The sequence below is a fragment of the Streptococcus sp. F0442 genome, assembly GCF_000314795.2.
Lineage (GTDB): Bacteria > Bacillota > Bacilli > Lactobacillales > Streptococcaceae > Streptococcus.
This window is the reverse complement of the sequence record NZ_KB373315.1, coordinates 107,833-120,000: the sequence shown is the minus strand read 5'-3', so window position 1 is coordinate 120,000 and position 12,168 is coordinate 107,833. Positions and strand designations below refer to the sequence as shown.

15 protein-coding genes, 1 tRNA gene and 2 rRNA genes (1 of these 18 only partly in view) are annotated in these 12,168 nt (G+C 41.4%); all 18 read right to left on the bottom strand.

Annotated features, from left to right (window positions below):
- Positions 1 to 977: ribosomal RNA gene (locus tag HMPREF9186_RS07000) — 23S ribosomal RNA — on the bottom strand (it extends 1,925 nt beyond the left edge of the window).
- A 122-nt stretch (positions 978 to 1,099) separates the two neighbouring features.
- Positions 1,100 to 1,172: transfer RNA gene (locus HMPREF9186_RS06995), tRNA-Ala, on the bottom strand.
- A 53-nt stretch (positions 1,173 to 1,225) separates the two neighbouring features.
- Positions 1,226 to 2,774, bottom strand: a 16S ribosomal RNA gene (locus tag HMPREF9186_RS06990).
- Together the 16S and 23S rRNA genes with 1 tRNA gene alongside form the textbook arrangement of a ribosomal RNA operon.
- A gap of 271 nt (positions 2,775 to 3,045) precedes the next feature.
- Entirely contained in the window at positions 3,046 to 4,317 is a 1,272-nt protein-coding gene (locus tag HMPREF9186_RS06985; protein WP_009732033.1) for a hypothetical protein, read from the bottom strand.
- Between the two features lie 255 nt (positions 4,318 to 4,572).
- Positions 4,573 to 4,959, bottom strand: a complete 387-nt coding sequence (gene rplQ, locus HMPREF9186_RS06980) for a 50S ribosomal protein L17 (protein WP_009732032.1) — start codon at positions 4,957 to 4,959, stop codon at positions 4,573 to 4,575.
- An 11-nt stretch (positions 4,960 to 4,970) separates the two neighbouring features.
- Positions 4,971 to 5,909: a DNA-directed RNA polymerase subunit alpha gene (locus HMPREF9186_RS06975; protein WP_009732031.1), complete on the bottom strand. Its 939-nt coding sequence runs from the start codon at positions 5,907 to 5,909 to the stop codon at positions 4,971 to 4,973.
- A 45-nt stretch (positions 5,910 to 5,954) separates the two neighbouring features.
- Entirely contained in the window at positions 5,955 to 6,338 is a 384-nt protein-coding gene (gene rpsK, locus HMPREF9186_RS06970) for a 30S ribosomal protein S11 (RefSeq protein WP_001118385.1), read from the bottom strand.
- A 23-nt stretch (positions 6,339 to 6,361) separates the two neighbouring features.
- Complete coding sequence (rpsM, locus tag HMPREF9186_RS06965; RefSeq protein WP_003009631.1) at positions 6,362 to 6,727, bottom strand: 30S ribosomal protein S13; 366 nt, start codon at positions 6,725 to 6,727, stop codon at positions 6,362 to 6,364.
- 17 nt (positions 6,728 to 6,744) lie between these two features.
- Positions 6,745 to 6,861 (bottom strand): 50S ribosomal protein L36, encoded by a 117-nt coding sequence (rpmJ, locus tag HMPREF9186_RS11195; RefSeq protein WP_001808836.1) that lies wholly within the window; start codon positions 6,859 to 6,861, stop codon positions 6,745 to 6,747.
- Between the two features lie 23 nt (positions 6,862 to 6,884).
- Entirely contained in the window at positions 6,885 to 7,103 is a 219-nt protein-coding gene (gene infA, locus HMPREF9186_RS06960; RefSeq protein WP_001029883.1) for a translation initiation factor IF-1, read from the bottom strand.
- 116 nt (positions 7,104 to 7,219) lie between these two features.
- Positions 7,220 to 7,858 (bottom strand): adenylate kinase, encoded by a 639-nt coding sequence (locus HMPREF9186_RS06955; protein WP_009732030.1) that lies wholly within the window; start codon positions 7,856 to 7,858, stop codon positions 7,220 to 7,222.
- Between the two features lie 96 nt (positions 7,859 to 7,954).
- Positions 7,955 to 9,265, bottom strand: coding sequence for a preprotein translocase subunit SecY (gene secY / locus HMPREF9186_RS06950; RefSeq protein WP_009732029.1), 1,311 nt, complete (start codon positions 9,263 to 9,265; stop codon positions 7,955 to 7,957).
- A gap of 12 nt (positions 9,266 to 9,277) precedes the next feature.
- The gene (gene rplO, locus HMPREF9186_RS06945; protein ID WP_009732028.1) at positions 9,278 to 9,718 is read right to left on the bottom strand and encodes a 50S ribosomal protein L15; all 441 of its coding nucleotides are present in this window, start codon (positions 9,716 to 9,718) and stop codon (positions 9,278 to 9,280) included.
- Between the two features lie 145 nt (positions 9,719 to 9,863).
- Positions 9,864 to 10,046, bottom strand: a complete 183-nt coding sequence (gene rpmD / locus HMPREF9186_RS06940) for a 50S ribosomal protein L30 (RefSeq protein WP_002894509.1) — start codon at positions 10,044 to 10,046, stop codon at positions 9,864 to 9,866.
- Positions 10,047 to 10,060: 14 nt separating this feature from the next.
- Positions 10,061 to 10,555 (bottom strand): 30S ribosomal protein S5, encoded by a 495-nt coding sequence (gene rpsE / locus HMPREF9186_RS06935; RefSeq protein ID WP_006595182.1) that lies wholly within the window; start codon positions 10,553 to 10,555, stop codon positions 10,061 to 10,063.
- A 17-nt stretch (positions 10,556 to 10,572) separates the two neighbouring features.
- Positions 10,573 to 10,929, bottom strand: coding sequence for a 50S ribosomal protein L18 (gene rplR, locus HMPREF9186_RS06930; RefSeq protein WP_003010871.1), 357 nt, complete (start codon positions 10,927 to 10,929; stop codon positions 10,573 to 10,575).
- A gap of 83 nt (positions 10,930 to 11,012) precedes the next feature.
- A complete protein-coding gene (gene rplF / locus HMPREF9186_RS06925; protein ID WP_009732027.1) occupies positions 11,013 to 11,549 on the bottom strand; it encodes a 50S ribosomal protein L6 in 537 nt (178 codons plus the stop codon).
- A 192-nt stretch (positions 11,550 to 11,741) separates the two neighbouring features.
- Positions 11,742 to 12,140 carry a 30S ribosomal protein S8 gene (gene rpsH / locus HMPREF9186_RS06920; RefSeq protein WP_003010897.1) on the bottom strand — a complete coding sequence of 133 codons (399 nt, stop codon included), beginning with the start codon at positions 12,138 to 12,140 and terminating at the stop codon, positions 11,742 to 11,744.
- Between the last annotated feature and the right edge of the window lie 28 nt (positions 12,141 to 12,168).

Genomic DNA, 12,168 nt, shown 5'->3' with positions numbered 1-12,168 from the left:
TGACTGCCGACCATAATTCATTGGCATTCGGAGTTTATCTGAGATTGGTAATCCGGGATGGACCCCTCACCCAAACAGTGCTCTACCTCCAAGAATCTTAATGTCGACGCTAGCCCTAAAGCTATTTCGGAGAGAACCAGCTATCTCCAAGTTCGTTTGGAATTTCTCCGCTACCCACAAGTCATCCAAGCACTTTTCAACGTGCCCTGGTTCGGTCCTCCAGTGAGTTTTACCTCACCTTCAACCTGCTCATGGGTAGGTCACATGGTTTCGGGTCTACGACATAATACTATTGCGCCCTGTTCAGACTCGGTTTCCCTACGGCTCCGTCTCTTCAACTTAACCTCGCATCATATCGTAACTCGCCGGTTCATTCTACAAAAGGCACGCTCTCACCCATTAACGGGCTCGAACTTGTTGTAGGCACACGGTTTCAGGTTCTATTTCACTCCCCTCCCGGGGTGCTTTTCACCTTTCCCTCACGGTACTGGTTCACTATCGGTCACTAGAGAGTATTTAGGGTTGGGAGATGGTCCTCCCAGATTCCGACGAGATTCCACGTGTCTCGCCGTACTCAGGATACTGCTAGGTATAAAGACTATTTCGAATACGAGGCTCTTACTCTCTTTGGCTGACCTTCCCATGTCATTCTTCTATAATCTTTAAGTCCACATTGCAGTCCTACAACCCCGAAGAGTAAACTCTTCGGTTTGCCCTCCTGCCGTTTCGCTCGCCGCTACTAAGGCAATCGCTTTTGCTTTCTCTTCCTGCAGCTACTTAGATGTTTCAGTTCACTGCGTCTTCCTCCTCATATCCTTAACAGATATGGGTAACAGGCATTACCTGTTGGGTTCCCCCATTCGGACATCTCTGGATCGTCGCTTACTTACAGCTCCCCAAAGCATTTCGTCGTTTGTCACGTCCTTCTTCGGCTTCTAGTGCCAAGGCATCCACCGTGCGCCCTTATTAACTTAACCTTATTTTTGGTCTTGCGACCTAAACTCTTTAAATATTTACAGCGTTTCGGTTTATTTTCTTGTTACTATTTGATATAGATATTCAATTTTCAATGTTCAAGCTTAACACCCTTAAGTGTTAATGGAGCCTAGCGGGATCGAACCGCTGACCTCCTGCGTGCAAAGCAGGCGCTCTCCCAGCTGAGCTAAGGCCCCACAAGACCTCTCAAAACTAAACAAGACCAACGTACAGGCTTCCATTTCCTTAGAAAGGAGGTGATCCAGCCGCACCTTCCGATACGGCTACCTTGTTACGACTTCACCCCAATCATCTATCCCACCTTAGGCGGCTGGCTCCTAAAAGGTTACCTCACCGACTTCGGGTGTTACAAACTCTCGTGGTGTGACGGGCGGTGTGTACAAGGCCCGGGAACGTATTCACCGCGGCGTGCTGATCCGCGATTACTAGCGATTCCGACTTCATGTAGGCGAGTTGCAGCCTACAATCCGAACTGAGACTGGCTTTAAGAGATTAGCTTGCCGTCACCGACTTGCGACTCGTTGTCCCAGCCATTGTAGCACGTGTGTAGCCCAGGTCATAAGGGGCATGATGATTTGACGTCATCCCCACCTTCCTCCGGTTTATTACCGGCAGTCTCGCTAGAGTGCCCAACTCAATGATGGCAACTAACAATAGGGGTTGCGCTCGTTGCGGGACTTAACCCAACATCTCACGACACGAGCTGACGACAACCATGCACCACCTGTCACCTCTGTCCCGAAGGAAAACTCTATCTCTAGAGCGGTCAGAGGGATGTCAAGACCTGGTAAGGTTCTTCGCGTTGCTTCGAATTAAACCACATGCTCCACCGCTTGTGCGGGCCCCCGTCAATTCCTTTGAGTTTCAACCTTGCGGTCGTACTCCCCAGGCGGAGTGCTTAATGCGTTAGCTGCGGCACTGAGTCCCGGAAAGGACCCAACACCTAGCACTCATCGTTTACGGCGTGGACTACCAGGGTATCTAATCCTGTTTGCTCCCCACGCTTTCGAGCCTCAGCGTCAGTTACAGACCAGAGAGCCGCTTTCGCCACCGGTGTTCCTCCATATATCTACGCATTTCACCGCTACACATGGAATTCCACTCTCCCCTTCTGCACTCAAGTTAAACAGTTTCCAAAGCGTACTATGGTTAAGCCACAGCCTTTAACTTCAGACTTATCTAACCGCCTGCGCTCGCTTTACGCCCAATAAATCCGGATAACGCTCGGGACCTACGTATTACCGCGGCTGCTGGCACGTAGTTAGCCGTCCCTTTCTGGTAAGTTACCGTCACAGTGTGAACTTTCCACTCTCACACTCGTTCTTCTCTTACAACAGAGCTTTACGATCCGAAAACCTTCTTCACTCACGCGGCGTTGCTCGGTCAGACTTCCGTCCATTGCCGAAGATTCCCTACTGCTGCCTCCCGTAGGAGTCTGGGCCGTGTCTCAGTCCCAGTGTGGCCGATCACCCTCTCAGGTCGGCTATGTATCGTCGCCTTGGTGAGCCGTTACCTCACCAACTAGCTAATACAACGCAGGTCCATCTGGTAGTGGAGCAATTGCCCCTTTCAAGCAGATATCATGCAATATCTACTGTTATGCGGTATTAGCTATCGTTTCCAATAGTTATCCCCCGCTACCAGGCAGGTTACCTACGCGTTACTCACCCGTTCGCAACTCATCCGCTCGGTGCAAGCACCAAGCTTCAGCGTTCTACTTGCATGTATTAGGCACGCCGCCAGCGTTCATCCTGAGCCAGGATCAAACTCTCATTAAAATAATTGTTTGTCTTAAACTCATTCTGTCACTGACAGATTTATTGTTTTTTTATTGTTCAGTTACTATAACTTCCGTTATAGCGCCCTGCACATTGGTTCGTCTTGTTCAGTTTTCAAAGGTCTTTGTCGCTCTCTCGCGACAACTATATTAGTATATCACGTACACGATCTCTTGTCAATAACTTTTTTAAAAAATTTTACTTTTTTGAAAGTTTTTTTAAAATGATAAATTGTAAAAAGAAAAAAACCTGTAAACACAAGCTTTTTATCTCAATCTATCTCCTTATTAATCAATAAGTATTGTCCTTCACCATATTCTCTTTCTAATAATCCTGCTTTAGATATTTCAATAAGATCTTTTGAAAACTTTTTAATACTTTCCGTTTCTTTTTCACTTAATTTTTTCTTTGAATATTTTTTTCGGAGCTCTCGATAGTTTGTTCCTTCCGTTGCAAAAAATGGACAGGTCTCTAAATAGTTTTCTAGTTTCTCTAACTGAACGAATAGGCCTAATTCGAATGCTATTGGCGCAAATGTCCTTTCTAATGCTTGAGTACAGACACTTCTAAACTCTATCGTTCCCCGTGCTGTCAGATCTTGAAATTGGTAACTTCGATGGTGTTTTAGATCCTCTTCTAATGGTGTGATGATAACTTCTACTCCATCAGCTGTATAGGCCTTTATTTCCCTTTTTTCTAGATAGTTTTCAACTCGAATTGGTTTAAAATAAAGGGATTTGTTTTCCCGTATAGCGGTAAAGATAGCTGTTTTAGAAAGATGATGAAAAAAATCTTCTTCGTTTTTGTAGTCCTGTGGATATACGCCCACATTTTCTTTAAAATACCCATGCAATGATTTTTCCCAGAAAATATCTCTTGCGACTCTTGTATCCCATTCTTCTTCTATGAATTCTGAATTTGAAAACAAGTAAGCCTTTGCTGCTTCAATTTTATTAAAAGCATTAATGATCCGAAGATAATTATCTCGCCTAACATCCAATTGAACTTGGTTTCCGCAAATAAAGGCTCCATATGAAGGATAGCAGTGGGTTTGCATCTCTGTGTCTTTCATTGCAAGAAAAGCCATCAACATTTTGTATCGTTCAATTTTCACCGGACGATTATCGTTTTCTTTCCACTGAGGATGGATTCCTTTCCCTTGGATTTCATGGTTATCCTCTCGTAAAATGGGTTGTATCACACTTAAATAGGAATCAAAGCGTTCAGCAACCTCACGAATAGAATGAGCTCTCTCAAATGCAAATTCAATTGTATTGTAACTTAATTCAAATAAGATGCGATCTTTTGATGCTATATGAACTAATTGTATAGGGTTATTGTCTTGATCTTTTTTTTCGATCTCAAATTCAGGAAAATCTGCTAAGGTTTGAAATAATTTTTTCGTTACTTCAATATTTGTTTTGTTTCCATTTATTTCTACGATTGGAAACTCTAACTCGACGCCAACAAAGAGTTCAGTGCTTTCTTTCATGTTACTTAGGTATTTATCTTTTAGTAATTTGATTGCTTGTTGTTTTGTCATTGAATCCGTTTCTTCTTTTTAAGATATGGCTTTCATTATATCATTTTTTGTTTTTATAGACTACTGATGAAAACAAAAAACAAAACGCCTGCTTACGAAATTGTTTTAATTTAAAGCAATTTCGTAAACAAGCGTCTACTATTTCATCTAGTATGATGAGTGTTCCCGCTGGGGAAAACCCCCAGCGGTAGACCAGAGCTAGACTAAGAATAACAATGTATTCCATCATCATAACACTCAACAAAATTGATGATATTATACCAATTCGATGATAGCCATTGGCGAAGCATCCCCACGACGTGGTTCAGTTTTAAGGATACGAGTATATCCACCATTGCGCTCAGCATAACGAGGTGCTAATTCAGAGAACAATTTTTGAAGTGCAGTTGTTTCTGAATATTTACCTGTTTCTTCATCAAAGTTTTGTGATGCAACTTCGTTACGTACGAATGCAGCAGCTTGACGACGTGCATGCAAATCACCACGTTTACCCAAAGTAATCATTTTTTCAACTGATTTACGGATTTCTTTTGCACGTGCTTCAGTTGTTACAATTGCTTCATTGATGATAAGATCTGTAGTCAAATCGCGAAGCATTGCTTTACGTTGTGAGCTAGTGCGTCCTAGTTTACGGTAAGCCATGTATTCCTCCTCTATTTATCGTTTTTTAACCCAAGGCCTAAGTCGGCAAGTTTGATTTTAACTTCCTCAAGACTCTTACGTCCCAAGTTACGAACTTTCATCATTTCTGCTTCAGATTTTTCAGTCAAATCGTAAACAGTATTAATGCCAGCACGTTTCAAACAGTTGTATGAACGAACTGAAAGATCTAATTCTTCGATGGTACGTTCTAAAATGCGATCATCAGAAGTTGTATCTACTTCCTTCATGACATCTGTTGCAATAGCAATTTCAGTCAAGTTTGTAAATAGATTAAGGTGTTCTGTCAAAATACGAGCAGACAAACCTAAGGCATCTTCTGGAATAATTGTCCCATTTGTCAAAATTTCAAGGGTTAGCTTGTCAAATCCATCGTTGCTACCAACGCGAGCTGGTTCAACTTGGTAATTGACTTTTGTCACTGGCGTATAGATTGAATCTACAGCAAGTGTGCCCACTGGTGCATCATCTTTTTTGTTTTGATCAGCTGGAACATAGCCACGTCCACTGTTTACAGTAAGCGTTGCTTTCAAAGATGCTCCTTCTCCGATTGTAAATAGATAATGATCAGGGTTTACAATTTCGATGTCACTATCTGTAAGAATATCACCAGCAGTAATTTCTGCAGGTCCTTCTACATCAAGTTCAATAATCTTTTCGTCTTGGACGTAAGACTTAACAGCGATTCCTTTAACGTTAAGAATAATTTGCATAACGTCTTCACGGACTCCTGGAACGGTATCAAATTCGTGGAGTACACCTTCAATGTTGATTGAAGTGACAGCTGCACCTGGAAGTGAAGCTAGAAGTACACGACGAAGTGAGTTTCCAAGCGTTGTACCATAACCACGTTCAAGTGGCTCTACTACAAATACGCCATAATCTTTATTTTCATCAATTTTTGTTATATTTGGTTTTTCAAACTCAATCATTTGCTATACTCCCTCTTAAACGAAAAGCTGTGTAATTGTTGATGATTATACACGGCGACGTTTTGGAGGACGAGCACCATTGTGTGGTACAGGAGTTACATCGCGGATTGCAGTTACTTCAAGACCAGCAGCAGCAAGTGCACGAATAGCAGACTCACGACCTGAACCAGGACCTTTAACAGTTACTTCAACAGATTTAAGTCCATGTTCTTGAGCAGATTTCGCAGCAGCTTCTGAAGCCATTTGAGCAGCAAATGGTGTAGATTTACGAGAACCTTTGAATCCAAGTGCACCTGCAGATGACCAAGCGATTGCGTTACCATGCACATCAGTAATCATAACAATTGTGTTGTTAAATGTAGCGTGAATATGAGCAATACCAGATTCGATATTCTTTTTCACACGACGTTTACGTGTTGGTTTAGCCAAGATTTTTACCTCCTTATTTTATTTTATTTTTTCTTACCTGCAATCGCAACAGCTTTACCTTTACGAGTGCGAGCATTGTTTTTAGTGTTTTGTCCACGAACTGGAAGTCCACGACGGTGACGGATACCACGGTATGAACCGATTTCCATCAAACGTTTGATGTTCAAGTTTACTTCACGACGAAGGTCACCTTCAACTTTAATTGCGTCAACTTCACGACGGATAGCATCTTCTTGATCTGGTGTAAGGTCACGAACACGAATATCTTCAGAAACGCCTGCAGCAGCAAGAATTTTCTTAGATGTTGGAAGTCCAATACCGTATACATAAGTCAATGAAATTACTACACGTTTGTCATTTGGAATGTCAACTCCAGCAATACGAGCCATGTTTTCTCCTTTCTATCTTATCCTTGACGTTGTTTGTGTTTTGGATTTGCTGGGCAAATTACCATAACACGACCATTACGACGAATTACTTTACAGTATTCGCAAATTGGTTTGACCGATGGTCTTACTTTCATTTTTATCCCTCCAAGTTTTTCGATTATTTAAAGCGGTATGTGATACGTCCACGTGTCAAATCGTACGGACTCATCTCCACTGTAACACGATCTCCCGCTAAAATACGAATATAGTTTTTACGAATTTTACCAGAAACTGTTGCTAAAATCTGATGTCCATTTTCAAGTTCAACCGTAAACATAGCATTCGGCATTGTATCGACTACTTTGCCTTCTACTTCAATCACATCGTCTTTTGCCACGCAAAAGTACCTCCATAAATTTCGATTCATTCCTCTGAGCACAGAGGTAACAATTATAAGTCAGACTAACTAATTGTAACACTTGTTGTCAAATATTGCAAGTGACTAAAACGTTTTTATTTCAAATTCTCTAAGACTTTTTGGATATCTTTGAAGACGTCGTTGATGTCTTGATTTCCTTCAATATCATGTACCAATCCTTTTCCACGATAATGAGCAAGAATCGGCTCACCTTGAGCAATATTCACATCCAAGCGGCGTTTCACTGTTTCTGGTTTGTCATCTTCACGTTGGTAATAGTCTTCTTCCTTGTAGTCAGCTGGTGGGTTGAATACTTTATGGTAAGTTTCACCTGTTTCGCGGTGAATAATACGACCACTCAAGCGTTCAAGAAGGCAAGATGGATCCACTTCGATATTGATTACTCCCTCAAGCTCCAAACCAAGATCAACCAAGATTTGATCCAAGGCATGAGCTTGTTCGATCGTGCGAGGAAAACCATCCAAAAGGAATCCTTTTTCCTTAATGTCGTCTTGAGCCAAACGTTCTTTTACAATCCCGTTTGTCACATCATCTGGCACCAATTCACCTTTGTCGATGAATGATTTTGCCAATACACCCATTTCAGTTTGGTTAGCCATTGCTGCGCGGAACATATCACCGGTAGAAATATGCGCTACGTGAAACTCTTCCACGATTTTCGCTGCTTGGGTCCCCTTACCTGCTCCAGGCAATCCCATAATTAAAAGATTCATGATGAATCCTCCTTATTTTGTTTTTAAATGGAAGCAGGAGCAAATTCCTATTTCCATTTAAAAACAAAATAGAAGGCTGACAAAGTCAACCTTATTCTATTCTGTTGTTGTGTCCATAAATCCGACATACTTACGTTTTAATAAGTAGCCTTCCAATTGTTTCATTCCTTCAATACCTGTTGAAATAATGATTAACAAACTCGTTCCTCCAAGAGCAACCGCATCTGTTAAACCAAATACATCACGAGCTAAGATTGGAATGATGGTAATAAAGCCAAGGAATACTGATCCAACACATGCTAAACGACGTAGCAAGCGAGACATAAATTCTTCTGTTCCCTTACCTGGGCGAACACCTGGAATATAGGCACCGCTCTTTTGAAGGTTTTCTGCCGTTTTTTCAGGATTGATCTGAACAAACGTATAGAAGAATGTAAATAGAATGATCAGTAAGGCGTACATAGCAACACCCGTAGGTGTGTTTGTAGCCAACATGGCTTGTGCTGTTTTCACCCATCCTGCATTATAACCCATGGCGCTAATGACTTGAAAAATTGCAGCAGGTGCTGCTGTAATCGAACTAGCAAAGATAACTGGGATAACTCCCGCTGGGTTAACTTTTAAAGGTAGGTAAGAACTTGATGGAGCTCCTTGGGCAATCTTTGTATATTGGATTGGAATCTTGTATTGAGCTTGCTCTACAAAGGTTGTAAAGTAAACAATGACCAAGATAGCAAGGATTAATACTCCAACAAAGATAAGTGAATTGGTCAATTGACCAGAGCGAACATTTACAAATGCATTTTCATAGATTTCTTTGATCATCTCCGGAATCGATGACACAATCCCTGCAAAGATAATCATTGAAACACCATTTCCGTATCCTTTATCGGAGATTTGCTCTCCGAGCCAAGTGACAATCATTGAACCAGTCGTTAGAATGGCACCGATCAAAAGATAGGTCTTGGTATTTGGAGTAGCTACCAATTTCGCTTGAGACAACGTATGGAAAGTCGCTGTAATCCCAATGGATTGGACAAAGGCTAAAAGCAAGGCGATGTATCGTGTTGCTTGATTTAGCTTTCTTCGACCAACTTCCCCCTGTTTGCCCCATTCGACAAACTTAGGTAACAGATCCATTTGTAAAAGTTGCACAACGATGGAAGCTGTGATGTATGGGCTAACCCCTAAAGCGAAAACTGAGAAGTTCCTCATAGCATTCCCAGAAACTAAACTGAGCATGTTCAAGAAGGACACATCTTGAAGGCTATTCAAAATTTTCGCATTTACACCAGGCACTGTAATCGTGGTTCCAATGCGGAAAACAAGAATGATAAAGATTGTAAATAAGATCTTTGAACGTACTTGTTTTACTTTAAATGCATCTTTTAATAATTTTAAAAACATAGGTCACCTCACTTAGATGACTTCAACTGAACCACCTTTAGCAGTGATAGCTTCTTCAGCTGATTTAGAGAATTTAGCTGCTTTTACAGTCAACTTCTTAGTCAATTCTCCGTTACCAAGAATTTTGATACCTGATTTTTCAGCTTTTACAATTCCTGATTCAACAAGTACTACTGGAGTTACTTCGGCACCATCGTCAAAGGCGTTCAATTGATCAAGGTTTACAATCGCATATTCTTTAGCGTTGATGTTTGTAAATCCACGTTTTGGAAGACGACGGAACAATGGAGTTTGTCCACCTTCAAAACCAAGACGTACACCGCCACCGCTACGAGCTTTTTGACCTTTTTGACCACGGCCAGAAGTTTTACCATTACCAGATGAAGTACCACGACCAACACGGTTGCGGACTTTACGTGAACCTGTAGCAGGTTGTAATTCATGAAGTTTCATTATTTATTTTCTCCTCTTTTGTAAATTGCTAACGCATGCAATCAGGAAAAGGTGTCCCGACTACAAACTCGCCTATACTTATATTTAGTTTTAGGGGATGAGAAACTTCCCATACCCCTGAAAACCTTTTTCTATTATAAATAGATTATTTTACTTCTTCAACTGTTACCAAGTGAGATACTGCAGTGATCATTCCACGTACTGCTGGGTTATCTTCTTTAATAACAGAGCTGTTCAATTTGCCAAGTCCAAGTGCTACAACAGTTTTACGTTGTGACGGGATGCGTCCGATTGGAGACTTAGTCAAAGTAATTTTAATTTGAGCCATTTGAATCTCCTTTCTTAAGCCAAGTCAGAAACTGAAATACCACGAAGGGCAGCAACTTCTTCAGCGCGTTTCAATTGAGCTAATCCTTCCACTGTTGCACGAACAATGTTGATTGGAGTGTTTGATCCAAGTGATTTAGATGTTACATCTGCAATACCTGCCAATTCGACAACGGCACGAACTGCACCACCTGCAGCAACCCCAGCCCCTTCGATAGCTGGTTTCAACAATACACGAGCTCCACCAAATACTGATGTTACTTCGTGAGGAATTGTTGTTCCAACCATAGGAACTTCAATCAAGTTTTTCTTAGCATCTTCTACTGCTTTACGGATTGCTTCTGGTACTTCTTGAGCTTTACCTGTACCAAAACCAACACGTCCGTTACGGTCACCAACAACTACAAGAGCTGCAAAGCGAAGACGACGTCCACCTTTAACAACTTTTGTAACACGGTTGATGGCAACTACGCGTTCTTCAAGTTCAACTGCATTGTCTTTAAATGCCATTTTCTAGTGTCCTCCTATTAGAATTTCAATCCGTTTTCACGAGCTGCATCAGCCAAAGCTTTAACACGTCCGTGATATAGATATCCACCGCGGTCGAACACCACTTCAGAAATACCTTTAGCAACTGCACGTTCAGCAACAAGTTTGCCGACAACAACGGCTTGTTCAGTTTTAGTTCCTTTAGAAACTTCTTTGTCAAGAGTTGAAGCGCTTGCGAGCGTTACACCCGCTACGTCATCAATTACTTGAGCGTAGATGCCTGTATTAGAACGGAATACGTTCAAACGTGGGCGATCAGCAGTTCCAGAGAGTTTTCCGCGAACGCGACGGTGGCGTTTTTGACGGATTTTATTTTTATCTGGTTTCGAAATCACAATTTTCACCTCTTAATTTTAAAATCATGTGCTAAGCACTGAGTTGGAAAATAGGTGGGTGGTTGATAAGCAACCACTCAACATTATTTACCTGTTTTACCTTCTTTACGGCGAACGAATTCACCAACGTAACGGATCCCTTTACCTTTGTAAGGTTCTGGTGAACGAAGGCTACGTACGTAAGCAGCTGTTTGACCAACTACTTCTTTTGAAATTCCACTGATAACGATAGTCGTTGGGTTTGGAAGTTCAAAAGTAATTCCTTCTGGAGCTTCAACTTCATCTGGATGAGATTTACCTACAGCCAAGACAAGTTTATTTCCTTGAAGTTGTGCACGGTAACCAACCCCGCGCATTTCAAGTTCTTTCTTGAATCCTTCTGATACACCAACAACCATGTTGTTCAAAAGGGCACGAGTAGTTCCGTGGATAGTTTTCATTTCTTTTGAATCGTTTGGACGGTGAAGAGTTACTTCAGTACCTTCCACACGGATTTCAATATCTTTTGAGAACTCACGAGTAAGTTCTCCTTTAGGTCCTTTTACAGTTACTACGTTGTCATTGTTAGTGAGTTCAACACCAGCAGGCAACACGATAACTTTATTACCAATACGTGACATGTTTTTATTCTCCTGTTAAATTGTCAGGCCTTTGAAGGCCAGTTTTCACGGGGTTAAGATACTTATTTAGTTCAATAGCTAAACTGAACACGCTCTAAGAACTGTGCAAAATAGATAAGTTGGCTCGTTTGTAAACAAACTGCCCCAACTTCCTAATTTTGCTTTGTTCTTTACGAGCTTTGTATCTTGATTTTACCAAACGTAAGCGATAACCTCACCACCAACATTCTTTTGGCGTGCTTCTTTATCAGTAAGCAAACCTTCAGAAGTTGAAAGGATAGCAATTCCAAGTCCGTTAAGAACTTTTGGAAGATCTTCACGTTTTTTGTAAACACGCAAACCTGGTTTTGATACACGTTTCAAGTTTGTGATAACTTTTTCACCGTTTTGTCCGTATTTCAAGAATACACGGATGATGCCTTGTTTGTCATCTTCGATGAATTCAACGTTTTTTACAAAACCTTCGCGTTTAAGGATTTCAGCAATTCCTTTTTTGATGTTTGATGCAGGCACTTCAAGTACTTCGTGTTTTGCTTGGTTAGCGTTACGAATACGTGTAAGGAAGTCTGCGATTGGGTCAGTCATAACCATTTTTTATTTCTCCTCTTACTAGTAGTTT